Origin of the sequence: Microbulbifer sp. YPW16 (genome assembly GCF_021290385.1) — a bacterium.
GTDB classification, from domain to species: Bacteria; Pseudomonadota; Gammaproteobacteria; order Pseudomonadales; family Cellvibrionaceae; genus Microbulbifer; species Microbulbifer zhoushanensis.
The window spans coordinates 1,069,354-1,095,384 of record NZ_CP089928.1 but is presented as its reverse complement, the minus strand read 5'-3'; the positions used below and the strand labels follow the sequence as shown (position 1 = coordinate 1,095,384).

At 62.4% G+C, this 26,031-nt stretch carries 21 protein-coding genes and 1 tRNA gene; 12 read left to right on the top strand and 10 right to left on the bottom strand.

The window, feature by feature from the left end:
- Positions 1-16: 16 nt before the first annotated feature.
- Positions 17-517: an RDD family protein gene (locus tag LVE68_RS04815; protein WP_233005897.1), complete on the bottom strand. Its 501-nt coding sequence runs from the start codon at positions 515-517 to the stop codon at positions 17-19.
- 89 nt (positions 518-606) lie between these two features.
- Positions 607-1,029 (bottom strand): hypothetical protein, encoded by a 423-nt coding sequence (locus LVE68_RS04810; RefSeq protein ID WP_233005896.1) that lies wholly within the window; start codon positions 1,027-1,029, stop codon positions 607-609.
- 531 nt (positions 1,030-1,560) lie between these two features.
- Between LVE68_RS04810 and LVE68_RS04805 the strand changes: the two genes are divergently transcribed.
- A complete protein-coding gene (locus LVE68_RS04805; RefSeq protein WP_233005895.1) occupies positions 1,561-4,338 on the top strand; it encodes a family 20 glycosylhydrolase in 2,778 nt (925 codons plus the stop codon).
- Positions 4,339-4,364: 26 nt separating this feature from the next.
- Here the strand turns inward: LVE68_RS04805 and LVE68_RS04800 are convergent, their stop codons facing one another.
- The gene (locus tag LVE68_RS04800) at positions 4,365-5,054 is read right to left on the bottom strand and encodes a class I SAM-dependent methyltransferase (protein WP_233005894.1); all 690 of its coding nucleotides are present in this window, start codon (positions 5,052-5,054) and stop codon (positions 4,365-4,367) included.
- Positions 5,055-5,136: 82 nt separating this feature from the next.
- On the opposite strand from LVE68_RS04800, the gene LVE68_RS04795 reads away from it, so the two are divergent.
- From LVE68_RS04795 to LVE68_RS04775, 5 genes are all read left to right on the top strand, one after another.
- Positions 5,137-6,768, top strand: a complete 1,632-nt coding sequence (locus LVE68_RS04795; RefSeq protein ID WP_233005893.1) for a GMC family oxidoreductase — start codon at positions 5,137-5,139, stop codon at positions 6,766-6,768.
- The gene (locus LVE68_RS04790) at positions 6,765-7,568 is read left to right on the top strand and encodes a putative RNA methyltransferase (RefSeq protein ID WP_233005892.1); all 804 of its coding nucleotides are present in this window, start codon (positions 6,765-6,767) and stop codon (positions 7,566-7,568) included. The genes LVE68_RS04795 and LVE68_RS04790 overlap by 4 nt, the downstream gene beginning before the upstream one ends.
- A gap of 10 nt (positions 7,569-7,578) precedes the next feature.
- Positions 7,579-8,034 carry a tRNA adenosine(34) deaminase TadA gene (tadA, locus tag LVE68_RS04785; protein WP_233005891.1) on the top strand — a complete coding sequence of 152 codons (456 nt, stop codon included), beginning with the start codon at positions 7,579-7,581 and terminating at the stop codon, positions 8,032-8,034.
- Between the two features lies 1 nt (position 8,035).
- On the top strand, positions 8,036-8,494 hold the full coding sequence (locus tag LVE68_RS04780; protein ID WP_233005890.1) for a potassium channel family protein: 459 nt from the start codon (positions 8,036-8,038) through the stop codon (positions 8,492-8,494).
- Positions 8,495-8,569: 75 nt separating this feature from the next.
- Complete coding sequence (locus LVE68_RS04775; RefSeq protein ID WP_233005889.1) at positions 8,570-9,763, top strand: multidrug effflux MFS transporter; 1,194 nt, start codon at positions 8,570-8,572, stop codon at positions 9,761-9,763.
- Positions 9,764-9,969: 206 nt separating this feature from the next.
- On the opposite strand, the gene LVE68_RS04770 is transcribed toward LVE68_RS04775, so the two are convergent.
- Both LVE68_RS04770 and LVE68_RS04765 read right to left on the bottom strand, forming a co-directional pair.
- Positions 9,970-11,568 carry a phytoene desaturase family protein gene (locus tag LVE68_RS04770; RefSeq protein WP_305080424.1) on the bottom strand — a complete coding sequence of 533 codons (1,599 nt, stop codon included), beginning with the start codon at positions 11,566-11,568 and terminating at the stop codon, positions 9,970-9,972.
- 577 nt (positions 11,569-12,145) lie between these two features.
- Positions 12,146-12,232, bottom strand: a tRNA-Leu gene (locus LVE68_RS04765).
- 151 nt (positions 12,233-12,383) lie between these two features.
- On the opposite strand from LVE68_RS04765, the gene queA reads away from it, so the two are divergent.
- From queA to secF, 4 genes are all read left to right on the top strand, one after another.
- On the top strand, positions 12,384-13,424 hold the full coding sequence (gene queA, locus LVE68_RS04760) for a tRNA preQ1(34) S-adenosylmethionine ribosyltransferase-isomerase QueA (protein WP_233005887.1): 1,041 nt from the start codon (positions 12,384-12,386) through the stop codon (positions 13,422-13,424).
- A 164-nt stretch (positions 13,425-13,588) separates the two neighbouring features.
- Positions 13,589-14,713, top strand: a complete 1,125-nt coding sequence (tgt, locus tag LVE68_RS04755) for a tRNA guanosine(34) transglycosylase Tgt (RefSeq protein WP_305080423.1) — start codon at positions 13,589-13,591, stop codon at positions 14,711-14,713.
- Positions 14,714-14,953: 240 nt separating this feature from the next.
- Positions 14,954-16,822 (top strand): protein translocase subunit SecD, encoded by a 1,869-nt coding sequence (gene secD, locus LVE68_RS04750; RefSeq protein ID WP_233005886.1) that lies wholly within the window; start codon positions 14,954-14,956, stop codon positions 16,820-16,822.
- Positions 16,823-16,836: 14 nt separating this feature from the next.
- Entirely contained in the window at positions 16,837-17,838 is a 1,002-nt protein-coding gene (secF, locus tag LVE68_RS04745; RefSeq protein ID WP_233005885.1) for a protein translocase subunit SecF, read from the top strand.
- A gap of 99 nt (positions 17,839-17,937) precedes the next feature.
- Here secF and LVE68_RS04740 read toward each other — a convergent pair whose 3' ends face one another.
- The 5 genes from LVE68_RS04740 to pyrC all read right to left on the bottom strand — a co-directional run bounded on the left by LVE68_RS04740 (position 17,938) and on the right by pyrC (position 22,878).
- Positions 17,938-18,141: a hypothetical protein gene (locus LVE68_RS04740; RefSeq protein WP_233005884.1), complete on the bottom strand. Its 204-nt coding sequence runs from the start codon at positions 18,139-18,141 to the stop codon at positions 17,938-17,940.
- 187 nt (positions 18,142-18,328) lie between these two features.
- Positions 18,329-20,257, bottom strand: coding sequence for an extracellular catalytic domain type 1 short-chain-length polyhydroxyalkanoate depolymerase (locus LVE68_RS04735; RefSeq protein ID WP_233005883.1), 1,929 nt, complete (start codon positions 20,255-20,257; stop codon positions 18,329-18,331).
- A 124-nt stretch (positions 20,258-20,381) separates the two neighbouring features.
- On the bottom strand, positions 20,382-20,861 hold the full coding sequence (locus LVE68_RS04730; RefSeq protein ID WP_233005882.1) for a hypothetical protein: 480 nt from the start codon (positions 20,859-20,861) through the stop codon (positions 20,382-20,384).
- A 150-nt stretch (positions 20,862-21,011) separates the two neighbouring features.
- Positions 21,012-21,686 (bottom strand): ribonuclease T, encoded by a 675-nt coding sequence (gene rnt / locus LVE68_RS04725; RefSeq protein WP_233005881.1) that lies wholly within the window; start codon positions 21,684-21,686, stop codon positions 21,012-21,014.
- Positions 21,687-21,849: 163 nt separating this feature from the next.
- Positions 21,850-22,878, bottom strand: a complete 1,029-nt coding sequence (gene pyrC / locus LVE68_RS04720; RefSeq protein WP_233005880.1) for a dihydroorotase — start codon at positions 22,876-22,878, stop codon at positions 21,850-21,852.
- A gap of 321 nt (positions 22,879-23,199) precedes the next feature.
- On the opposite strand from pyrC, the gene LVE68_RS04715 reads away from it, so the two are divergent.
- Both LVE68_RS04715 and ccoN read left to right on the top strand, forming a co-directional pair.
- A complete protein-coding gene (locus tag LVE68_RS04715; RefSeq protein ID WP_233005879.1) occupies positions 23,200-24,420 on the top strand; it encodes an argininosuccinate synthase in 1,221 nt (406 codons plus the stop codon).
- Positions 24,421-24,566: 146 nt separating this feature from the next.
- Complete coding sequence (ccoN, locus tag LVE68_RS04710; RefSeq protein ID WP_233005878.1) at positions 24,567-26,021, top strand: cytochrome-c oxidase, cbb3-type subunit I; 1,455 nt, start codon at positions 24,567-24,569, stop codon at positions 26,019-26,021.
- Positions 26,022-26,031: the final 10 nt, after the last annotated feature.

Genomic DNA, 26,031 nt, shown 5'->3' with positions numbered 1-26,031 from the left:
CGTATTATCCCGATCCCTATTTTTTCTTCTTGGGCAGCACGCGCACCTGGGTGCCGGAGAGCAGGTCATGCCAGCTGGCGCGGTCGGCCCGGGTCCAGGACCAGAAGAAACCCGCCCCCAGGGTCACCAGTGACAGCGGTCCCACTAAAGCGCGGATAGCGCACTGGCGCCAGCTCATCTGCACGCCCTCGGGGCTTGCCAGCAGTAGGCGCCAGGCGCGCATGCCAATGGTCTGTCCCGCGGCACGCCAGGACCAGATAAAGTAACCGGCGATTACCGCCAGTACCCCCAGCCGGAACAGTGGTTCGTCGCCACTGACACAGGGGGTGGAGTAATCCTGCGCCCCGGACTGGCAGTCTAGGCCCACCACAGCGGATGCCACCATCAGGGCGATAAAGCCGTAGACCATCAACAGGCCGGCAATGATCAGGCTGTCATAGAGCAGGGCCGCCAGGCGACGGCCGACGCCGGCCAGGGGCAGGTCATTAAAGCTTGCAGGGGGGGTAGGATTGCTCACGGGAGGCTCCGCCAGGTTGGACTGGCGGAGATTCTAACAAACTGCCACGCCTGTGTGCGTTGCGGAATTTCGTGAGCTCCAGGTTGGCTTCAGAACTCGTATTCGAAGCTCACCTTGAACTTGTCGTCCGACAGGCGCACATCGTAATCCATCGACTTGCCAATGCGACCATGGCCGGCGTTGGAGTATCGCAGCAGCGGGTTGGACGAGTTGCGCTTGTTTTGCTCCCGGTACGTATCCCAGCCCATTTTCAGGATCTGGTTGAGCGCCCGGCCACCCATGGTGGGCTTGAACTTGTCCGGATGCGTGTGCATCTGCAGCCACTGGTAATTCAACTGGCGCTGGACGTTGCTCATGGAGTTGTTGCGCAGGTTGTCGGCCGCCTGGTAGAGAGCGGTGTTATCCAGCGCGAAGGCACTGTCGACGAAAAAGGCGTTATCGGCCTGGAGGTTGAGAGCGTGACTGGAATCGGGAATGAAAAGATCGTCGGCGAGGCAGGTAGCTGGGAGCAAAAACAGCCCGAGCACCGCTGTCAGGTGCCTGGAGCTACGGAAACGAGTACTGCAGAGTTCCATTGGATTTACCCCGGGGGTGTCTGTTTTCCTGTACGGTTACTGAACAACCGCTGTAATTATTATGGCTCACCCAGAACAACAAGATGTATCTCACAGAGCCGTCAGCAGTTGCAATGGAAAAGCGTGGACCAATGGGGGTTTTCAGTCAGTTTTTTCTGCAGCCCGCGCCACTACTCACCTCTCACATTGTTGACCAGCCTTGCCTGGCGGTGGGGTGCAAAGCGTCAAAGTTTTTTATTGCGCGGCTATGGCGTCCGGACCTTTTTTATAAAAACTTGATCTAGTTATCATTGCCGCCAGACGCTAGATTCATCAAGTTGCTCGCAAATTGATCAATCCTGGGGCCGCTGAATTGAAAGCCCGGCCCTGAGAGGGCCACAGGAAAACAGCAATCAAAGTTTAGCGCTATTGACAGCGCTGTCTTATTCGCTATCTTGGCCGACAAAGACAATAAGCAATGAGAAGCCCATGGCCACAAAACGACCCGCCAGACTCCTGTCCACGCTGTTTACCTGCCTGCTTGCCGCTTCCTGCAGCGATTCCGGCCGGGGCCCGGCCGCGGATTCGGCGGCGGCGCGCATAGCCGGCAATGTCGAGGTGCAGCAGGCGGTGCTGGTTAACTTCCAGGCCATCGATGCCGACCTGCGCGAGCGCTGCAAGCGGGCCGGGGGCAGTGGCGCAACCTGTTCCACCTATCGCATCTCGCTGACCAATAATGGTCCGGCCATTGCGCCCGGCGAGCGGGACTGGACCCTCTACTTCCACAGCGTCCGCCGGGCACTGGCTGTGTTGAATCGCGACGACCTGGCCCTGGAGCACGTAAAGGGAGACCTGCACCGGCTGCGACCGACACACGGATTCACCGGTCTGGGTGCGGGGGAAACACTGGATATCGACCTGCTGGCGGAGCACTGGCTGCAGGCAGAGTCAGACCTGATGCCGCGTATGTTTGTGGTGGATGGTCAAGGGCAGGCCAGGGTGATCGAGTCCACTGATAGCGATGCGATTGATGCACTGGTGGCACCCATCAACGCCCACCACCAGGACAACTGGAAACGCACCGCCGACGATGCCAATACCCTGGCCAGCGCCGCCAGTCGCTACGAGGAATTTTCCGCCGAGGAGCATGGAGCCGCGGCAGAGTGGCGCCACCGTATTATCCCCCGGGCGCAGGAGACCCGTGTCACCGGTACAGCCGTGGCGATTGATGCGGGCATTACCCTGGATGCAAACGCACTGGCTCCGGCAACCCGCGCCGCGATCGAGGCGCGACTGCAGCAGCTGGGACTGGCCGCCGGCGATAGCGGCGCCTACCCGGTAGCAGTGACTGTCGACCCGGACGTGTTTAGTGAGGGTGCCGGGGAAGAGGGCGTAAGTGGTGCAGGGAGTGTCGCGGGCGCATACCGGCTGGAGACCCGTGCGGATGGCGCCGAGATCGTCGGTTTTGACGTGACGGGGGCTTTTTATGGCGTGCAGTCGCTCCTGGCACTGGCAGATCCCCGCAGCGCAACTTTGCCTACTGTATCAATTGCAGATGGGCCACGGTTCCCGCATCGCGGTATGTTCCTGGATGTGGGGCGCAACTTCCACAGCAAGGCACTGGTGCTGAAACTGCTGGACCAGATGGCCGCGTACAAGCTCAACCGCTTCCACTTCCACCTGTCCGACGACGAGGGCTGGCGGTTGGAAATTCCCGGCTTGCCGGAGCTTACCGAGGTGGGGGCGCGACGCTGCTTCGATCCGGGCGAGACCCGCTGCCTGCTGCCGCAGCTGGGTTCCGGGCCAGGTACTGACAATAATGGCAGCGGCCATTTCACCGTGGACGACTATATCGAGATTGTTCGCTATGCGGCTGCGCGGCATATCGAGGTCATCCCGGAATTTGATATGCCGGCCCACGCCCGTGCGGCTGTCGTGTCGATGGAGGCTCGCTACCAGCGCTTGGCGGATGAGTCGCCTGGGAAGGCCGGCGAGTACCGGCTGGTGGACCCGGAGGACGATACCCGCTACCTGTCAGTACAGTTCTACGATGACAGTTATATCAACCCGTGCATCGATTCCACCTACGCCTTTGTCGGCAAGGTCTTGCGCGAGGTGCAGGCCATGCACGAGCAGGCCGGGCAGCCCCTGCGCAGCTGGCACTTCGGTGGTGATGAGGCGGTCAACATCCTGGCCAGCGATGCCTTTGAGGCGGGCCCCGGGAATGACCCGGGCAAGGGCGATGTACCCGCCGAGTCACGCCGCCAGCCCTGGTCGGGCTCGCCGCGGTGCGAAAAACTGATTGCCAGCGGGGCGGTGGACAGCATCGATGAGCTGGGCGCCTATTACGCACAGCGTGTCAGTGCCCTGGTGGCAGAGGCGGGGATTGAGACTTTTGCGGCGTGGAATGACGGCGTCAAAACCATCGAGGATGCCGGTAGCACCCTGTCCACGGATGATAATTACGCCAATGCCTGGGCACCGTTGTTCTGGGGTGGCGGAGACGAGAGCGTACACCTGGCGGAGGCCGGGTTCGACGTGGTGCAGTCACACTCTGACTTTCTCTATTTTGATATGCCCTACGAGCTGGACCCGGAAGAGAGTGGCTACTACTGGGCGTCGCGGGGCACCGATACACGCAAGACCTTCAGCTACGCACCCCTCAATACCGCACAGCTGGCGGAGATCTCGCTGAACCGCGATGGTGGTTCCTGGTCCGCCACTGCGCCGGCGCCATCCTTCGCCGAGCGGGTGCGCGGTGTGCAGGGACAGCTGTGGAGTGAAGTGGTGCGCACCGATGCGCTGGTGGAGTACATGGTGTTCCCCAGGCTGCTGGCACTGGCAGAACGGGCCTGGCACGGGGCGGAATGGGAGTTGCCCCTGCAGGCCGGGCAAAAGTTCTCCGCCGAATCCTCCCACGTCGATCGCCGGGCGCTGGAAGAGGACTGGCGGGGCTTCGCAACTGTGCTTGGCCATCGCGAGCTACCCAAACTCGACCTGGCCGGTGTGGGTTACCGGGTTCCGGTGCCGGGTGCCGTCGTCAGTGGCGGTGAACTGCGTACCGCGATGCCTTTCCCTGGCCTGCAGCTGGAGTATTTTGACGGCGAGCAGTGGTATCCACTGGCTGCCGGCGAGTCAGTTGACGCCGGGGGCGTCCGGGCTGTGCGCGCACTCAGCGCCGACGGGCGCCGCCAGGGGCGCGCTGCGACCCTGGCAGCTGCCGGGCAACAGGGACAAGACCGGCCACAGGCTGCTGCGGCCGACTGAAGCCCGGCTGGTGGGCCGGGCGGCGGTCACTCGCTGCGACTGCCCACCAGTATCAATGATGCGGGCTGGCCGGTCTCGGGATGTAGCGGTTCGCGCAGCGCCACCCGGTCCAGCCCATTGCGCTGGAATAACTCGACCCAACTTGTGATTGTGCGAAAGTACCAGGGCGCAGGATCAGAAAACCCTGCGCCAAATCCCTTCCAGGACCCGCTGCGCCAGCCATCCCGGTAGGGTTCCCCACCAGTAGTAACAGTCGGGTGCAGGGTCTGCACCACCAGCCGGCCGCGCTGCTTCAGCAGGCCGGGAGCGCTGGCAAACACCTGTTCCACCGACTCCCTGCCCAGCAGGGAGAAGTTACAGGCCAGGGCGTCGAATCGACGTCCCTGGTAGCCGGGCTCCAGCCCTTCGTAGGAGACCTGCCGGTAATTTTCCAGCGGCCCCGCCTGGCGGCGGGCCGCCTCCACCAGTTCCGCGGTGGCATCGATCCCCCAAACCCTTATCCCGTGCGCGGCCAGCGCCCGTCCCAGCCAGCCCTCGCCACAGCCAACGTCGAGCACTGTCCCGGGTTTGCCCTCGAGCAGGGCGGCTACAATTTCTCCATCGGTGACCAGCCTGCGGCTGGCAATCTCACCGGCACCGACAGCCCGGGCCCAGGGCGAGGCGTTGACCTCCCAGCTCTGCAGGATCTTTTTATCGCTGAATTCGGAATCGGTCATGGCAAGCTTTCCATTCGCCTTGGAGAAGGAGCGCGCCAAGTGTACCTTGAAGGTAAAACAGAGAATAAGAGAGAAACAGTAAATGCCCCGCCAGATGATTTTCGATTATGTCATTGTGGGTGCCGGTTCCGCCGGCTGTGTGCTCGCCAACCGCCTCAGTGCCCAGGAACAGAACCGGGTCTGCCTGCTGGAGGCGGGCCGTCGCGATCGTAGCCTGATGATCAGTATTCCCGCCGGCATCAGCTACCTGGTACCGGGCCAGCGTTATAACCTGCACCATCATACGGAGCCCCAGGAACACCTGAACGAACGGCGCCTCCTGTGGCCCCGTGGACGTACCCTGGGCGGTAGCAGTGCCATTAATGCCATGATCTACATACGCGGCAATGGCGCGGATTACGATGCCTGGGAGGCGGCGGGCAACCCCGGCTGGGGGTGGCGCGATATGCTGCCTTATTTCCTGATGGCCGAGGGCAACGAGCGTGGCAGCGATGCACACCACAGCGGCTACGGCCCCCTGGCGGTGTCGGATCTCAAGTGGAAGACCGAGTCCGGTCGTGCTTTCGTGCGCGCGGCGCAGAAAGCCGGGCACCGGCTGAACAGCGATTTCAATGGCTCACAGCAAAATGGGGTGGGGTTCTACCAGGTGACCCAGCGTCGCGGCCGGCGCTGCTCGGCAGCCGCTGCCTACCTGCACCCGGTGATCAACCGCCCCAATCTCAATGTCCATACGGGAGCCCAGGTGGCGCGGCTGCTGTTTCACGGCGACCGGGTCACCGGTGTGGAGCTGCTCGATGGCCGGCGCATCATTGCCAACCGCGAGGTAATCCTGAGTGCCGGGGCCATCCAGTCGCCGCAGATATTACAGCTGTCCGGTATCGGGGATGTGGCCGAGAGCAAACGGCTGGGTATCACACCGCAGGCGCACCTGCCCGGCGTGGGTCGCAACCTCCAGGATCACCTGGACATCACCCAGGTGGTGGAAGCCAATGCGCCGGTGACTTTTTCCAATTCGTTCTGGCCGATAGTGAAAAACGCACTGCGCCTGCCGGAACTGTTACTGCTCAACCGGGGCCCGCTCAGCAGCAATGTTGCCGAGGCGGGCGGTTTCGCCAGTTCCAGCCATGCCGGCGGGCAGCCGGATATCCAGTTCCATTTTTGTGCTGCGCCCCTGTTCCAGCACGGGCTGAAGAAGCCCGGTGGTTATGGGTACTCGCTGCACGCGTGCGGCCTGCGCCCGGCAAGCCGCGGCACAATTTCACTGGTTTCCCGCGACCCGGCGGCGCTGCCGCGTATCCAGCCGAATTACCTGAGTGAGCGCGAGGACCTCGATGTGCTGGTGGAGGGATTCGAAATGGTGCGCGATATTCTCTCCCAGGCGGACCTGCAACGTTACCAGAAACGCTGGTGGAGCCCGGAGGGCGCGCTGGCGACGCGGCGCAAGATCGAGGCATTTATTAGAGAAAACGCGGAAAGTATTTATCACCCCGCCGGCACCTGTAAAATGGGCAGCGATGATATGGCCGTGGTGGACAATGAGCTGCGGGTACGCGGTGTCGGCGGCCTGCGAGTGGTGGATGCATCGGTGATGCCCACGCTGGTGAGCGGCAACACCAATGCGCCGGTCATTGCAATTGCAGAGAAAGCCGCCGATATGATCCTGCAGCGGGAGCCCGCGCAGGCGTACCCAAGTGAGGAAAAAGAGACAGGATGATCTGGTTGTGCCCGGTTTGCCAGTCGGCTATTGAGAACACCCGAGACAGCTGGTGCTGCGCAAACGGCCACAGCTTTGATCGCGCCCGCGAAGGCTACGTGAACCTGCTGCCGGCAAATCGCAAGCGCAGCCGGGAACCGGGCGACTCCGCGGACATGCTGCGGGCGCGTCGCCGCTTCCTGGAGGCGGGCCACTACCGTCCACTGGTTGATGCCATCGCTGCGCTGCTGCCGTATCGCAGTGGGCGCCAGCTGTTGGACATTGGCTCCGGCGAGGGGTTTTACACCCGCCAGCTGCTCCGGGCCGGCTGGCCCGCCGGGGCGCTCGGGGGGCTCGATATCTCCAAGGCGGGTGCACGTATGGCCGCCAAAGCCCAACTGGATATCCAGTATGTGGTGGCCGGCAGCTATGCAATCCCGGTGCAGACCGATAGTGTGGACCAGCTGTTACGGGTGTTTGCCCCGGCGGCGGACAGCGAGCTGAAACGGATTGTGAATCCCGGCGGCACGCTACTCGATGTGGCGCCGGGACCGGTGCATCTCTGGTCGTTGAAGCGCGCGCTGTATGAAGAGCCGCGGGAGCATGCGCCACCGAAACCGGTTGAGGGGTTTGCGCCGGAAGTGGAAATGCGCTGCAGCTTCCGCTTTGTACTGGATGGGACTGCAGCCGTGGCCGACTTCCTCGCCATGACGCCGTTTGCCTGGAAAGGTGACAGCAGCGCCCGCGAGGCACTGGAGCAGCAAGAACGACTGGAGCTGGAAGGCGACTTCGTCCTGCGCCGCCTGGTTGCCAAACCCTGATCGAGAGACAATGGCGACACCGAAAGACTACACATTTATGCAGCACGCCCTGGAGCTCGCCCGCATTGCCGCGGAGCGCGGCGAGGTGCCGGTGGGCGCGCTACTTGTCCGGGATGGGCAGATCATCGGTGAGGGCAGCAACCGCCCCATCGGTAACTGTGACCCCAGCGCCCACGCGGAAATTGTCGCCCTGCGCCGGGCGGCGGAAAAAGAGCAGAACTACCGGCTGCCGAAAACCACCCTGTACGTCACCATCGAGCCCTGCACCATGTGTTTCGGGGCCATGATGCACGCCCGGGTTGCGCGGCTGGTGTATGGCGCCAGTGAGCCCCGTGCGGGTGTGGTGGAGAGCCAGCTGCAACTCGGTGAGGCGGGTTTCTTCAACCATCGCATCGCGGTCGAGGGCGGCGTGATGGCAGAGGAGGCCGCACAGCTGGTGCGGGAATTTTTCCGGGGCAGGCGCTGACATGCTGTACGCCATGTTTATCAATAGTGCCCTGGTGGCAACGGTGGTGGTGATTCACCACGAGGCGCTGAACGGGCTCTTCCGCCTGGGCCAGAGAATCACCGTGCACCGCAACCTGGCCCTGCTGATCGGGGTGTTCGGCGCCCTGATCGCCCATGTGATTGAGATGTGGCTGTTTGCACTGGGATACTACTACATGGTGCATTCAGACCGCTTTGAGATGCTGGAGGGCAATTTCGACGGTTCCCTGCTCGATTGTGCCTACTTTTCCTTCACCACCTACACATCCCTGGGGTTCGGCGATATCGAACCCCACGGCTACGTGCGCTTTACCGCCGGCCTGGAGGCATTGACCGGCCTGGTGATGATTACCTGGACCGCATCCTTCATGTTCCTGAAGATGCAGAAGTACTGGGTCCACCAGGATGACAATTCCCCGGCTGGTCACAAGCGGGGCTAGATGCCGTAACATCGTCAACCGAGTTCCCTCCCGCTGCCGGCGCAGTCCGCAGTCCCGTTGAGCCAAAGAGAGTTTATGAAACCCGGATTTATCAAGATGGCCCTGATCCTGGGCCTGCTCAGCTGTGTCGGTCCGTTTGCGATTGATATGTACCTGCCCGCGCTGCCGCAGATCGCGGCCAGTCTCGATGCGCCGGTGGAAGCGGTGCAGTACACACTGATGTCCTTCTTTGTGGCCTTCGGTGTCTGCCAGCTTTTCTACGGACCGGCGTCGGACATGTTCGGGCGCAAGCCGCCGCTGTATTTTGGCCTGGGGTTGTTCCTGCTGGCCTCCCTGGGGTGCGCCTTCGCGCCCACGATCGACTGGCTGATCGCGCTGCGTTTCCTGCAGGGTGTGGGTGCGGCGGCGGTGATGTCGATCCCGCGGGCGATTATCCGTGACCAGTACACCGGCAACGAGGGCACCCGCCTGATGACCACGGTGATGCTGGTGATCTCCATCTCGCCGATGCTGGCGCCACTGGCGGGTAGTGCGGTAATCGGGTGGCTCGGGTGGCCATCGGTCTTTATTGCCGTAGCCCTGGCCGCGGTGGTGAGCCTGCTGCTGACACGCTGGAGCCTGGAGGAGACCCTGGCACCGGAGAGCCGGGTGCCATTCCGGTTGTCGTCGATGCTGGAAGCCTTTGGCGTGCTGTTCCGTGACCGAACTTATATGGGCCTGACACTGATTGGTGGGCTGGGGATGTCGAGCTTCTTTATCTTTATCTCCACCTCGTCATTCCTGTATACGGAGTTCTACGGATTGACGCCGACCCAGTTCAGCCTGGCCTTTGCCCTGAATGCCCTGGGCTTCTTCACTTCCAGCCAGTTCGCTGCCACCCTTGGCGAGCGCTATGGGCCCCAGCCGGTCGTCAGGGTTGCCGTGGCCGGTTTTGCGGTGGCATCCCTGGTAATGGTCAGCCTGGTCAGTGCCGGGTTCGACAGCTTTGTATTGCTGGTGACCCTGCTGCTGACCGGCAACACCTTCCTGGGCCTCGTGGTACCCACGTCCATGGTGCTGGCCCTGGATGACCACGGCCCCATTGCCGGCACTGCGGCAGCCCTGGGCGGTGCCCTGCAGATGTTGCTGGGTGCGGTGGCGATCGTGCTGGTCAGCCTGGTTTTTGATGGCACACCGGTGGTGCTCGCGGCGAGTATTGCCATATGTTCTGTGCTGGCGGTTATCCTGTCAGTAACAACCCTCCGCCGGGCAGTACCACAAATGGCCTGAACCTGACTTGATCGCGGAAGGTGGAACCTGGGGTAGCTCGTAATTGCAGCTCTCGACAAGCCGAAATGGAAAAGCTTTGACAAATTGGTGGCAGAGTCAAGTGTTCCTGTGTGTGGCATTGAAGCCCCCGGCAGGCACTGCAATTGGTTGTACCGGAGACCGGGTGAATGACTGCCGGAGCCCCCTTTTGTGATGGATTTTGCCAATCAATCCTTCAATATTTCACGGGCCGCATTATGTCCCGGAACCCCGGTTACGCCGCCGCCCGGGTGAGTACCGGAACCGCACAGATAGAGTCCCTTGATCGGGGTGCGGTAGTCGCTGAACCCCATAAACGGGCGATTGCACCAGAGCTGGTCGAGGCCCAGTGCACCGTGGAATATGTCACCGCCCACCAGCCCGAACTTGCGCTCCAGGTCCAGTGGTGAGTGGATCTGCCGGGCTATGATTGCATCGCGGAAGTTGGGGGCATACTCAGTCACCGTGTCGATGATGGTGTCCGCGGCCTGCTCGCGATAGTCGTCCCAGTCCTTGCCGTCCGGCAGCTCCGGTGCGAATTGCTGGCAGAACAGGCTGGCTACGTGCTGCCCTGCAGGCGCCAGGGTGTCGTCGACAGTGGAGGGGATCAACATTTCCACGATGGGCTTTTTCGACCAGCTGAACTGTTTCGCATCCAGGTAGGCCTGTTCCAGGTGCTGCATGGAGGGGCCGATCACGATACCTGCCTGATGGTGTTGCTGGAGTTGGGTCCCGGGGCGGCAGCTGAAGTCGGGCAGTTCGGACAGGGCCACGTTCATGCGGAAGGTGCCCGAGCCCACCTTGAACCCCCGCACCCGGCGGCGGAATTCCGGCTCCAGGTGCTGCTGGTCGAGAAGCTTGCCGAACAACAGTTTCGGGCCCACGTTGGAAACCACTTTGTTTGCATGCAGCACCTCACCGTCGGCGAGTCTGACGCCTTTTGCCTGTCCCCCATCGATAATCACTTCCTCGACTCCGGCTCCGGTAACCACCTCGACGCCGAGGCGCTCTGCCTCTTTCAGCATGGCCTGGGTAATGGCCCCCATGCCGCCGATGGCATGGCCCCACGCGCCCTTTTCGCCATTCACTTCACCGAATACGTGGTGGAGCAATACGTAGGCCGAGCCCGGTGTACTGGGCGCAGCGTAGTTGCCGACAATGGAATCGAATGCGAATGCTGCTTTGACATGATCGTTCTCGAACCAGGCGTCGAGGACGTCGGTGGCGCTCTTGGTGAACAGGTCCAGGGCATCGCGGCGCTGGGCCATGCTGAGTTTTTTCGCGCGCATGCCGAAGCTCCCGGCACGGACCAGGTCAGCCAGCCCGCCACCAACGTTGGGCGGTGTCCGTAGCAGCTCTTCCCTCAGCACGTCGGCGACCGTTTCCAGCATCTCATAGAAAGCGGGCAGGGCGTCGGCGTCCCTCTGGGAGAAGCGGGCTATCTCCGCCCGCGTTTCGGCCGGGCTCTTGTAGAACGACAGGCTGTCGCTGCTCGAAAGCGGAAAGAAGTTGGACTGGGGGCGCAGCTTCACCTGCAGTCCATGTTCGTGCAGGTTCAGGTCCCGGATGATTTTCGGGTTCAGCAGGCTGACCGTGTAGCTGGCCACGGAGTTGCGAAAACCGGGGTGGAATTCTTCGGTGACCGCGGCGCCGCCGACGATGTCGCGGCGCTCCAGTATCGTGACTTGTTTTCCTGCTCTGGCCAGGTAGCAGGCGCACACCAGACCGTTGTGCCCGCCGCCGACAATCAGTATGTCTGTCATTGTTATTCTCTTTACTGCATGGATGTAACGAGGTTATGCCAAAGTTGGCGCAAAAGGGAAGGGGCACCCGGTGGAGGAGGTGGACTGGAGAGTTGACTGCATTGGCATGGCGGGTGTACCCCTGCGCGCACCGCATTGGGGTGTCCCAGCCGCTGGAGTGGTTGGTCGAACCGGAGGGCGGTTCTCGCCGATATTCAGTGGGACTAGAGCCACGGTTTGTCGTCGGGCGAGGATCCTGAAGACCCTCGGCCGGACTAACCAGAAAAGCTGTGGCTTTCTGGCCCTGCGGGCTTCGCAACCTGCGGTTGCTCGTTATTGATTGCGCCCCCAGGGTGGAAGGCGATAGGCGCAACCGGTCGAACCGGGGGGCTGCTCTCACCGGCCCGTGGTACTAAAGGAAAAGAGTTCGCGGGGGCAGAGGATTCAGTTTTCTTCAACCGGCCGGACTGATCGCATCGGCGTTGCCGATGCGCCCCTGCGGGCTTCGCTGTCGCTCGTCGTTGATTGCGCCATGGGGCGCAATCGGTCGAACCGAGTGTCGGTTCTCGCCGACGCTCCGATTCCAAACAAAAAAGGCCCGCTATTGCGGGCCTTTTTTGTTTGGTACCAGAGGCCGGACTCGAACCGGCACGGGTTTTACCCCAACGGATTTTGAATCCGTCGTGTCTACCAATTTCACCACTCTGGCAGCGGTTCGGGGCGTGTTGTGCCCGCTTTGCGGGGTGCCCCGGATAGGGGTGTTGATTATAGCGATGGCCGGTTGGGGGTCAACCGGATTTGGCGGTGGCGGGGGATTCCGGTACTCTTCGCGCCACTTCCCAACCACCTAAACTGAAACCATGCGTCGCCAGGATTTTCATTTCGATCTGCCCGATGAGCTGATTGCCCGCGCCCCTGCAGAGGAGCGGCGGGGTAGCCGCCTGTTGTGCCTGGACGGGCCCTCCGGTGCGGTGAGCCACCGCCGCTTTGCCGAGCTGCCCCAGCTGGTGAGGCCGGGGGACCTGTTGGTATTCAATGATACCCGGGTGATTCCCGCGCGCCTCTATGCGCGCAAGGAGACCGGTGGCCGGTTGGAGATCCTGGTGGAGCGGGTGCTCGACGAGTACCGGGTGCTGGCGCATGTCCGTTCCAGTAAGTCGCCCAAGCCCGGCAGCCGCCTGCTGCTGGAGGACGATACGCCGCTGGAGATGGTGGCGCGCCACGAGGCGCTGTTCGAGCTGGAGTTCCCCGGTGAGGGTGTACTGCCGGTGCTGGAGCGGCTGGGGCATATGCCGCTGCCACCCTATATCGACCGTCCCGACGAGGCGTCCGACCGCGAGCGTTATCAGACAGTCTACAGCCGCGAGCCGGGTGCCGTGGCGGCCCCCACCGCCGGGTTGCACTTTGACGATGACATGCTGGATACGCTGCGGGATATGGGCGTGGAGACTGCCTTTGTGACCCTGCATGTGGGGGCGGGGACCTTCCAGCCCGTACGGGTGGACGATATACACGACCACCAGATGCACAGCGAGGTGCTCAATGTACCCGAGTCTGTCTGTCGGGCAGTGGCCGACTGCCGTGCCCGTGGCGGCCGGGTGATTGCCGTGGGCACCACCAGCGTGCGCGCGCTCGAGAGCGCGGCAGGTTCAGGGGAGCTTCGCCCGACGGTAGGTGAGACCTCGATCTTCATTTATCCGGGCTACCGCTTCCGGGTGGTGGACCGGCTGATCACCAACTTCCACCTGCCGGAGTCGACGCTGATGATGCTGGTGAGCGCCTTTGCCGGTTACGAGCAGACCATGAACGCCTACCGGGAGGCGGTGCGGGAGCGCTATCGTTTCTTTAGTTATGGCGATGCCATGCTGATCGAGCGTAATCCCGACGTTAACCCCTGGTAGGGGTGGACCTGCTGTCTGCCTTGCCACGGGGCCTCTTTGCCGGGCGAACACAAGGTTCGCCCCTACGTTACGAGCGGGTTATGTCCTGGGCGGATATTGTCGCCGCCCGGCAGAACCCCGTTTCAGAGAAAATCCAGGAGCTTCCGTTGAGCCGCCAGTGCTTTATGCAGTTTGAATTGGATACCACCGATGGCCACGCGCGCCGGGGCCGCTTGCGCTTCCCGCGCGGGGTGGTGGAGACCCCGGCCTTTATGCCGGTGGGTACCTACGGCACCGTGAAAGGTATGTTGCCGCGGGATGTGGAGGCCATCGGGGCCCATATCATTCTCGGCAATACCTTCCACCTGATGCTGCGACCCGGTACCCAGGTGATCGAGGAGCATGGCGACCTGCACGACTTCATGCAGTGGCAGGGCCCCATTCTGACCGATTCCGGCGGCTTCCAGGTGTTCAGCCTGGGCAAGATGCGCAAGATCACCGAAGAGGGCGTGTCCTTCAAATCGCCGGTGGACGGCAGCCCGGTATTTATGGACCCTGAGGAGTCCATGCGTGTGCAGAAGGCGCTGGGGTCCGATATCGTCATGATCTTCGACGAATGCACCCCGTACCCGGCGACACCGGATGAGGCGCGCAAGTCCATGGAGCTCTCCCTGCGCTGGGCCGAGCGCTCTAAGCAGGCACACGGCGACAGCCCGTCGGCGCTGTTCGGCATTGTGCAAGGGGGCATGTACCCGGAGCTGCGGGATGTGTCCCTGCGTGGCCTGACGGAGATCGGCTTTGATGGTTATGCCATCGGCGGCCTGTCGGTGGGGGAGCCCAAGGAAGAGATGATCAAGGTGCTGGACCACCTGGCCCACAAGATGCCCGCCGACCGGCCGCGCTACCTGATGGGCGTGGGTAAACCGGAGGATATCGTCGAAGCGGTGCGCCGGGGCGTGGATATGTTCGACTGTGTCATGCCCACCCGCAATGCGCGCAATGGCCACCTGTTCACCTTCGAGGGGGTGGTCAAGATCCGCAATGCCAAACACCGCCATGATACAGGCCCGCTGGATCCCGATTGTGACTGCTATACCTGCCAGAATTTCTCCCGCGGCTACCTGCACCACCTGGACCGCTGCGGTGAGATCCTGGGCTCGCAGCTCAATACCATCCACAACCTGCGCCACTACCAGCGCCTGATGCAATACCTGCGCGACGCCATTGCCGCCGGGGCGCTGGAGGACTATGTGGCCAAATTTTATGCAGGGCTGGGGCGGGAGGTGCCACCGCTGGCCGCCCAATCCTGAGCCTTGCACCTATAGGGGCGGATCTTGTATCCGCCCGTCCCTGCAGATCCCCCTTCCGGCCGGGCAAGAGGTTTGACCCCGTCGGGTCCCGGCTGATTTGTACCCTCAGGCGATCCCCGTATAATCAGCCCCCGATTCGGTTGTGACGCCCGCCTTGCAATTCCCGGCATGTGCCCGCATATCTGCCGAAATCGCCAGCTTTACCGGCCCACAAGGCCGCATTACAACAACGAGAGCAGCATGAATCGCTACCCCATCTGGAAGTACCTCCTGATTCTCATCGTCGTGGCGCTCGGCTTCCTGTACGCCGCGCCCAACCTCTATAAACCGGATCCGGCGGTGCAGATCTCCGGCCAGTCGAGTGCCATGGAGATAGGCGAGGGCGTCCTGGAAAGGGCGCAGAAAGCCCTGGATGAGGCCGGTATCGAGCACTTCGGTGGCGAAGTGGGGGACAAGGCAGTACTGCTGCGGCTCGATTCCGTCGAAGACCAGCTGCCCGCCAAGCGTGTCATCCAGGAGTCCCTGGGGCACAGCGACTTCGTGGTGGCCCTGAACCTGGCCTCCACCACCCCGGACTGGCTGAGCGACCTGGGTGCCAGCCCGATGAAACTGGGCCTGGACCTTGCCGGTGGTGTGCACTTCCTGATGGAAGTGGATACCAACACGATCGTGCGCACCAACATGGAAGGTTATGAGCAGGATGTGAAGGCCAAGCTGCGGGCCGCTGACGCCCGCTATCGCGGTGTTGACCTGGTGGATGAACGTGAGATCGTGGCCCGCTTCCGCACCGAGGAGCTGCGAGACAAGGCGGTTTCCACCATGCGCAAGGAATTCCCGCAGCTGCAGCTGACCGAGGCAGGCAGCGGTGACAACCTGGAGGTGCGGGCGACCCTGGGGGACCAGGAGATCAAGCAGCTGGAAGATTACGCCGTCAGCCAGAACCTCACCACCCTCCGTAACCGGGTGAACGAGCTGGGTGTGGCGGAACCGATCGTGCAGCGCCAGGGGCGCAACCGCATCGTGGTGGAGCTGCCGGGCGTGCAGGACACTGCCGAGGCCAAGCGCATCATCGGCAAGACCGCCAACCTGGAATACCGCATGGAGGCCCGGCCCGACACCCTGGTCACCAATAAGGAATACTTCGAGTACCGCAGCGAGCAACAGCGGCAGGCCTACGGTGGTGCCTGGCTGGAGCGCAAGGTGATCATCAAGGGTGACCGGGTCACCGATGCCCGCGTGGGCTATGACGAGAGCGGCTTCCCGCAGGTGAACATCACCCTGGATGCCCGCGGTGGTGAACTGATGCACCGTGCCACCTGGAAGAACGTGGGTCGCCGCATGGGCACCCTGTTTATCGAGAGCCGCTTCACCCCCGAGACGGTGGTGGATGCAGAGGGCAACGAGACCGTGGTGCAGAAGCGCACCGACGTGAAGAAGATCATCAGCCTGGCCACGGTACAGAGTGCCCTGGGCCGGCAGTTCCGCATCACCGGCCTGGACAGCCCGGCCGAGGCCCAGGAGCTGGCGCTGTTGCTGCGTGCCGGTGCCCTGGCGGCACCCATGTATTTCGTCGAGGAGCGGGTAATCGGCCCGTCCCTGGGTGCCGACAACATCAAGGTGGGTGTGAAATCGGTGCAGATCGGCCTGATCGGCGTGCTGATCTTTATGCTGATTTTCTACCGGGTCTTCGGCCTGGCGGCGAATATCGCCCTGGCAGTTAACCTGGTACTGCTGGTGGCGGTGATGTCGATCCTCGGCGCCACCCTGACGCTGCCCGGTATCGCCGGTATCGTGCTGACCGTGGGTATGGCGGTGGACGCCAACGTGCTGATCTTCTCGCGAATAAGGGAGGAGTTACGCAATGGCATGCCACCACAGACCGCAATCAGCGCCGGCTTCGACAACGCCTACAGCACCATCGTGGATGCCAATATCACCACCCTGATCGTGGCGGTGATCCTGTACGCCATTGGTTCCGGCCCGGTACAGGGCTTCGCGGTCACCCTGTCCATCGGCATCCTGACTTCCATGTTCAGCGCCATCATGGGCACCCGCGCACTCATTAACCTGTTTTACGGCGGTCGCCGTGTACAGAAGCTGTGGATCTAGGAGACGAGGCGACCATGAGCGAGACAAAAGTAAAAGAAGGCAAGATTACCGAGTATATGGGCAAGCGCGTGTTTGAATTCATGCGCTGGCGCAAGCTGGCCGCGGCGCTGTCGATCGTGGCAATAGTCGCCTCCATTGCCGCCCTGGCGATGAACGGCCTCAAGTTTGGCCTGGACTTCACCGGTGGTACCCAGGTGGAGGTTGGTTACGAGATTGCCCCGCAGATCGAGGATGTGCGCGGCCAGCTGGCCGATGCCGGCTATGAAGGCGCCACGGTGGTCCGTTTCGGCTCCGACAACGAGCTGCTGATCAAGCTGCCGCCGGAAGTGACCGAAAAGCAGGTGCAGACCAGTGCCCGTGACGAGGAGGCCACCCAGTCCATTGGCGACAAGGTGGTAACCGTATTGCGCCAGAATACCGAGGGTGATGTGGACCTGCGCCGCGTGGAAGTGGTGGGGCCGCAGATCGGTGAAGAGCTTCGTGACGACGGCGGCCTGGGTATGCTGTTCGCACTGGCGGTGGTGATGGGCTATGTAGCCCTGCGCTTCCAGTACAAGTTCTCGATCGGTGCCGTGGCAGCCCTGATCCATGACGTGGTGTTGGTGCTGGGCTTCTTCGCGCTGTTGCAGCTCGATTTCGACCTGACGGTGCTGGCTGCGGTGCTGGCGGTGATCGGTTACTCGCTGAACGACACCATCGTGGTGGCAGACCGGATCCGCGAGAACTTCCGCAAGGTGCGCAAGGCCGATTCCGAGGAGATTATCAACATCTCCCTGAGCCAGACCCTGGGCCGTACCTTGATGACATCATTGACGACCCTGCTGGTGCTGTTTGCCCTGCAGTTCTTCGGTGGTGAGCTGATCCACAACTTCTCCCTGGCGCTGGTGGTCGGGGTGCTGGTGGGTACCTACTCGTCCATCTACGTGTCGGCGAATATCCTGATGGCGCTGGGTATCACCAAGGAAGACATGATGCCGCCGGTGAAGGAGGGGGCTGAGCTGGAGGAAATGCCCTGAGGCACCAGGTCCTGTAGCGGGGCGGCCGGCGGCCGCCCGTGCAAGCTTCTCAACAGGATCTGCAATGGATCCCTGTGTGGGGATCCTGGCGGGATGGAATCAGGCGCGGGGCTTCTTGTTGCCCAGGGTAATGTGCTTGGGGCCGGAGGTGTTGGTCTGCCCGCTTACCCCCTTGGGGACCTGCTGGATTTCTCCGCCGGAAGCGAGAAAGGCCTGTACCTGTGCTTCGATACTCTCGCTGGTTTCAAGGGCGTTTGGCTGCTTGCGCTTGGCAGCAGAAGTCGATTTCTTGGCCACAATCATTATCCGGTTTCTGCGTGAGCGGGCTATTCTACAGCAGTTTGCACAAAAAATCACCTTTTCGCCAAATGCCACTCCGTTGCGCGCAGATCGCAGCATTTCCTGCCCCGATGTTTTCCATTGGCAACATAAAAAAGCCCGGCTGAATACCGGGCTTTTGAGCGGGGCTTTTTCTGGCTTGTGGGTCAGGTCAGCCGCCGGGGCAGCCACCCACTGACCAGCTGGTGCCATCACTACTGGACAGGGTATTCAGGCCCCAGGTGGAGCCGGGCATCGGCTCGTCGGTGCCATTGGCGTAGTAGTCCGGGGAGAAGTAATTCCCGCTGCTGTACGCGCGGCCCGCAGTCTTGTGGTAGTAGTTATAGGTGCTTTCCTCCACGCAGGCAGAAGGGTCCGGCCCGTCGCCGCTATCGTCCCCACCGCCACCACCAGTCTCGCTGCCGGAGCAGGCCACCTGCGGGCCGACACAGCTGGCGTCGTCGTCCCGCCACTGGCATTGCCCGCCGCTTGCCGGATACTCGTCGAGCCGGAAGGGGGCCGTGCTGTATTCCAGGTAGCAGGTGGAGTAGCCGGTGTAGTCGAGGCGCCCGGCGGCGATATGGGCATCCAGGTCCGCGGTAACACCGACATCCACGGTAAAGCTGACTGTCGCGCTGCTGCTCTGGCCGGCGAGATCGGTGGCGGTCACAGTAGCGCTGCCATCCCCTCCAGGCAGGTCACAGCGCTCGGCACTGAAGCTGGTGCCGGTGATGGCGGCCGGGCTGTCGCCGGTGGAGTAAGCCACCACCACGGTGTCCAGGTCCAGGTTGTCATCCACCACCTGTCCCGAGACAGTGACGCACTGGCCGGCGACTTCCGCCGCCAGTCCGCTCAGTACGGGCGGGGCGGACGGGGGCTCGGGGCCAACGCGCACGGTTTCCTCATAGGGTTCACTGCCAGCGCCGCTGTCGTCGGTGGCGGTAACGGAGACCAGGTAAAGGCCGTCCGTCAGCGCGGCGCTGGCCAGGCTAAAAAAACCGTTGCTATCGACCCCGCCACTGGTACTGCTGGTGGTGGAGTCCGTGGAGAAGGAGGCAGTGACTTCGCTTACCATGCCGTCGGTGTCACTGGCGTTGCCGCTGACCAGGACCTGGTCGCCACTGGTGGAGATATCCACCTCGCTGACCACCGGCGGCTGGTTGCGGTCGGCCCGCTGGTTGTTATCGAGAAAGAACTGGCCCAGGTAGCGGGCATAATTGATACCGGCACCACTGATGTAACTGCCACTGGCGCCCTCGCCACCGGACCAGGAGTGATCCACCCCGTCCAGCCACAGCATGGAGACGCGCCCGTCCTGCCACAGGGTCTCGTCTGCGGTGCGGCTACCTTCGGTCACGGAATTGGTGCCCGGCAGCTGGGCCACGCCGTAGACGCCGGCCATGCCGCTGGCGTTCTGCTCGTTGTAGCAGGCGTTGACAGTGGTGTCCTCGGTACCGTGGGCAACGGAGGCCACCTGGGTTTCGAAGTGGCTGGCATAGCTGCCGGCATAGGTGCGGCAGCGGCTGGTCACGTCGGCGGATTCGCAGGGACCCAGCGCGCCATTGGAGCTGGTGCCGATACTGGGACCGGCGCTGACGCCGACGCCGGCAAACACATCCGGCGCCAGGCAGGCGGTGGTATTGGCAAAGCTGGCGCCGGAGGAGAGGCCGGCGATATAGACCTGGTCGGGGTCGATGTCCCGGCCGGTGTCGCCAGACAGGGTGTTGGCGAGCTGGATCAGGTTGCTGTAGTCACCGGCGCCGCGGGATTTCGTACCTTCCCAGTAGGACCAGCAGCTGTAGCCCGCCTTGTTCATGGCATCCGGCACCGCTACAACCATGCCGAACTCCTCGGCCGCTTCCTCGAGGTTGGCGGTCAGGTAATTGTCGATCGGCTGTACGCAGCCGTGCAACACGATCAGCAGCGCCTTGCCATCACCGATGCTGGAGCGGCTGTCCGGGGTATAGATATGGACATTGTTGAAACCACCGACAGCTGCATCTTCCTGCCAGCTGCCGGCTGACGCGGCTGCCGGTGCGCAGAGCGCAGCGGCGAGCGCCAGCGCGCGGCCTGTGCCGCGCCGGGGATTGGGGGTCATCATCGCATTCACCGTTATTGTTGGAGTTGTGCACCGGCCAGACTAGGTCGGTCCAGTCGCGGGGGGAATGGGACTTTGGTTGTAGGCCGGAGGGGCGCCGGGGCGGAAGGCTGCGGCCGCGGGAAGATCAGTCGGCGGCTTCAAATTCGGGCAGGCCGCCGGGGTCGGGGACAGCCGGGTTGGGGAGCTGCTCCCGGCCTTCAGCGGGGGCCCCGTCCCGGCATTCCCCGCGCAGGGACAGGCGTCCCCGGGTTACGGTCCGCTCCAGTTCCATATAACCCTCGGGGCAGTAGCCGGTCTCGGCCAGTTTCGCCCGCGCGCCCTCCTGCAGTGTCAGGTTCATCTGCTCTTCGTACTTTTCCCTGATTTCCCCAGCGCGCGCCTGCATGCCGGCCCGGTTGCTGCCACCCATGCCTTTCTCCTTGCCCCGATCCCGGCGTTCCGGGGGCTTTATATGCATGGTGTACTCGAACTGCTTGGAGCCGTTGTCACTGATTTGGGTGTTGAAGAACTCCCGCATTGCGCGGTCGTTTGCAGTGGAACTGGTGGTGCAGCCCGTTGCGCCCAGAATTGCGGTGGTAACTATCAGCGGAATAAGTGGTCGCATGGTGACTTCCCCGTTGCCCTATCTGGCTTGTACTTGAGCGGGGCAGTCTATGCGGGGCGGGGGAGTGGCGGTGTTTAGAAACGAAAAGAAGTGTCAGGCGGGGCCCTGAGTGCCCCCGCCGGCTGCGGACAGGGGCGGGGGCAGTCGCGATCAGTCTTCCTCCGGTTCGCCAGCCGCTCTATCGGGCAGCGGCCAGCCGCCCAGTTCGCGCCACTTGTTGACGATACCGCAGAACAGTTCGGCGGTTTTCTCGGCGTCGTACTCGGCAGAGTGGGCGCTACTGTTGTCGAACTCGATCTTTGCCACCTGGCAGGCCTTGGCCAGCACGGTCTGGCCATAGGCAAGCCCGGCCAGGGTGGCGGTGTCGAAACAGGAGAAGGGGTGGAAAGGGTTGCGCTTGATACCGCAGCGGTCCACCGCTGCGTTAAGGAAGCCCAGGTCGAAGTGGGCGTTGTGCGCCACCATCACTGCGCGGGTACAGCTGTGTTTCTTGATCGCCTTGCGGATCTTGCGGAACAGCTCGGGGAGGGCGATCTCCTCGGGCCAGGCATCCCGGTCCGGGGATTCCAGGTCGATACCGATAAAGTCCAGCGCCGACTGCTCGACATTGGCGCCCTCGAAGGGCTCCAGGTGGAAGCTGTGGGTCTCTTCGGCGAACAGGTGACCATCCTCATCCATGTCCAGGATGACTGCCGAGATCTCCAGCAGGGCATCGGTACTGTTGTTGAATCCACCGCTTTCCAGATCCACCACAACGGGCAGGAATCCGCGGAATCGCTGGGCCAGCAGGCTTTTTGGTCCGGTGGGTTCTTCGGCGGGGGTCACTGGGACTCCTTAATCGCTATTACTTGGTTTTCTGGGCTGGCCCGGGTGTCGGTGGCCGTTTGCTCGACGGCCTCACCGGCAATCGTCTCACAATTGGCCCCCCGGCACCCGGGCCTTCATATATTGTTGTGACGGTACGGATGCCTTTCCGGTGGCCGGGCGATTACGCCAGCCGCCAGTTCAGGGTCTCGCCCGCGGCCAATGGGACCAGCTGCTCACTGCCCATCGCCAGGCTCGCCGGCAGCTGCCAGGGTTCGCGGACCAGCGTGATGGTGTCCTGGTTGCGCGGCAGGCCGTAGAAGTCGGGGCCGAACTCGCTGGCAAAGGCCTCGAGCCGGTCGAGCTTCCCGGCCCGCTCGAATACCTCGGCGTAGAGCTCGATGGCGCTGAAAGCGGTGTAGCAACCGGCACAGCCACAGGCAGTCTCTTTCTTGTCCTGGGCGTGGGGGGCGGAGTCGGTGCCGAGGAAAAACTTCGGGTTGCCGCTGGTGGCCGCCTCGATCAGCGCGGACTGGTGGTAGCCGCGCTTGAGGATTGGCAGGCAATAGTAGTGGGGGCGGATGCCGCCCACCAGCATATGATTGCGGTTATACAACAGGTGATGGGCGGTGATGGTGGCGGCGACACCGTCGCGCGCCTTGCCCACGAACTCCGCCGCATTGGCCGTGGTGATATGTTCCAGCACGATGCGCAGGGCGGGGAAGTCCTCCACTACCCGGGAGAGGATCTTCTCGATAAAGACCTGTTCGCGGTCGAAGATATCGATATCACTGGTGGTGACCTCGCCGTGCAGCAGCAGCTTCATACCGCATTCCTGCATGGCTTCCAGCGCCGGGTAGATATTGGTGATATCGGTCACGCCGGAGTCCGAGTTGGTGGTTGCCCCGGCCGGGTACAGCTTGGCGGCAACCACGCCCGCCTTGTGCGCCAGCTGGATGACCTCCGCATCGGTCTTGTCGGTGAGGTAGATCACCATCAGCGGCTCGAACGGGTTGCCTGCCGGTATCTGCTCGCGGATACGGAGCTGGTAGAAGAGGGCGTCCTCGGCATCGACCACCGGCGGCACCAGGTTGGGCATCACGATGGCGCGGCGGAACTGGCGCGCGGCGTCGCCGACAGTGCGCTCCAGGGCGTCGCCATCGCGCAGGTGGATATGCCAGTCATCGGGGGCGCGAAGAGTGAGTTTTTCCATGGGGCTGTACCGCGGGATATCTGTCTCAGGGCTGTTGGGGCGCCGATGCTAACCGAACCGCCGGGAAATTGCGACGGCGCCGCCTGCTTAAAAAATAATCAGTGTTGTATCTTAATGCAGTGAGATCAGCATAGGTGCTAGTCGATCGCGGCCTGAGGCGCTACAATCGCGCCCCGAATACGGCGGCGGGACCGTCGTACCTGGGCGCACTTCTAATAACAACTCCCCCCAGAAACACACCATCAACACGTTTTCGCGGCGCGGATTGCTGCCCTGCGGGCCTGTTTATGGTGCTGGCATCACTCCTGGCTGAGGAACGCAATGAGCAAGATCGATAAGGTTGTACTGGCATATTCCGGCGGACTGGATACATCGGTAATCGTTCGATGGCTGCAGGAGACCTACGATTGCGAGGTGGTGACCTTCACTGCCGATATCGGCCAGGGGGAAGAGGTCGAGCCGGCGCGGGCCAAGGCTGAGGCGCTGGGCGTCAAGGAAATCTATATCGACGACCTGCGCGAGGAGTATGTGCGGGATTTCGTCTTCCCCATGTTTCGCGCCAACACTATCTATGAGGGTGAGTACCTACTGGGTACCTCCATCGCCCGCCCGCTGATTGCCAAGCGCCTGATCGAGATCGCCAATGAGACCGGCGCCGATGCCATCTCCCACGGCGCCACCGGCAAGGGCAACGACCAGGTTCGCTTCGAGCTCGGCGCCTACGCACTCAAGCCCGGCATCCAGGTGATTGCCCCGTGGCGCGAGTGGGACCTCAATTCCCGCGACAAGCTGATGCAGTATTGCGAGCAGCACAATATTCCCGTGGATTTTTCCGGCAAGAAGAAAAAGTCCCCTTACTCCATGGACGCCAACCTGCTGCATATCTCTTACGAGGGCGGCATCCTCGAGGACCCGTGGGCCGAGGCGGAAGAGGACATGTGGCGCTGGAGTGTCAGCCCGGAAGCGGCGCCGGATATCCCGACTTACATCACCCTGGAGTTCGAGAACGGCGACCCGGTCGCGATCGACGGCGAGCGCCTGAGCCCGGCGACCATGCTCGAGCGCCTGAACAAGCTGGGCGGCGCCAACGGCATCGGCCGGCTGGACATCGTTGAGAACCGCTATGTGGGCATGAAATCCCGCGGCTGCTACGAGACTCCCGGCGGCACCATCCTGCTCAAGGCGCACCGCGCCATTGAGTCCATCACCCTGGACCGGGAGGTGGCGCATATGAAAGACGAGCTGATGCCGCGCTATGCCAAGCTGATCTACAACGGCTACTGGTGGTCCCCGGAACGCCGCATGCTGCAGGCGGCTATCGACGAGTCGCAGGCGGTGGTGAATGGCGAAGTGCGCCTGAAACTGTACAAGGGCAGTGTGTCCGCCGTGGGCCGGCGCTCTGCCGACAGCCTGTTCGATGAGCGCATTGCCACTTTCGAGGATGACGCCGGGGCCTACGACCAGAAAGATGCCGAAGGCTTCATCAAACTCAATGCCCTGCGGTTGCGGATTGCCGCGGGCAAGGGGCGCGACTTGATCTAAATCAAGTTTGGCGGGCGAATGATGCGTTTAAATCGTCGCCTGCTGGCGGGCTCTGTCTATCGTGTAGGGATGGAGCCGAGTAACCGAGGGGCGGGCCTGCGCTCGTTTATTGGAATTTAATTCAATAAAGCAATGGAAGTAACACAATGACGACAAGCGTGGTAAGGACTGGCCCGGTGCCAGCCTATGACTACAAGATCGTGCGCCAGTTCACCATCATGTCGGTGGTCTGGGGTATCGTTGGAATGGGGGTGGGTGTGCTCATTGCTGCCCAGCTGGCATGGCCGGCGCTGAACGACCTGTTCCAGCCGTTCACCCACTTCGGGCGCCTGCGTCCCCTGCACACCAACGCGGTGATCTTCGCCTTCGGCGGCAGTGTATTGTTCGCAACCTCCTATTACGTGGTACAGCGCACCTGCCAGACCCCGCTGTGGGGTGGCTGGCTGGTGCCGTTTACCTTCTGGGGCTGGCAGGTTGTGATCGTCGGGGCTGCGATTACCCTGCCGATGGGGCTGACTTCCGCGAAGGAGTATGCCGAGCTGCAGTGGCCGCTGGACATCCTCATTGCATTGATCTGGGTCGCCTACGCGCTGGTATTCTTCGGCACCATCGCCAAGCGCCGCACCTCGCACATCTACGTGGCCAACTGGTTCTTCGGCGCCTACATCATCACAATCGCCGTGCTGCACATCATCAATAACCTGGCGATTCCCTATGCGCCGTTCATGGCTTATTCGATGTTCTCCGGCACGACCGACGCGATGATCCAGTGGTGGTACGGCCATAACGCGGTGGGCTTCTTCCTGACCGCGGCTTTCCTCGGCATCATGTATTACTTCGTGCCCAAGCAGGCGGGCCGCCCGGTATATTCCTACCAGCTGTCCATCGTGCACTTCTGGGCACTGATCTCCATTTACGTCTGGGCCGGTGGTCACCACCTGCATTACTCGGCGCTGCCTGACTGGACCCAGAGCCTGGCGATGATCATGTCCGTGATCCTGCTGGCGCCCTCCTGGGGCGGCATGATCAACGGCATCATGACCCTGTCCGGTGCCTGGCATAAATTGCGCACTGACCCGACCCTGCGCTTCCTGGTGGTATCCCTGTCCTTCTACGGCATGTCCACCTTCGAAGGCCCCATGATGTCCATCAAGACCGTGAATGCCCTGTCCCACAATACCGACTGGACCGTGGGCCACGTACATTCCGGCGCCCTGGGCTGGGTTGCCATGATCTCCATCGGTGCCCTGTACCACCTGGTGCCGGTGCTGTTCGGGCGCAAGCAGATGTACAGCGTGAAGCTGATCAACGCGCACTTCTGGCTGGCCACTGTGGGCACCGTGCTGTACATCGCCGCCATGTGGGTAAACGGCATCACCCAGGGCCTGATGTGGCGCGCCTTCAATGCCGACGGCACCCTGACCTACAGCTTTGTCGAGAGCGTGATCGCCAGCTACCCGGGCTATGTGGTGCGCTTTATCGGTGGTGGCTTCTTCCTGCTTGGCATGCTGCTGATGGCCTACAACGTGTTCCGCACGGTGACGGACAAAGAGAACGCCGCCCGTGAAGACAACATCGTGCCGCACGCGCAGACAGCATAAGGAGGCCAGA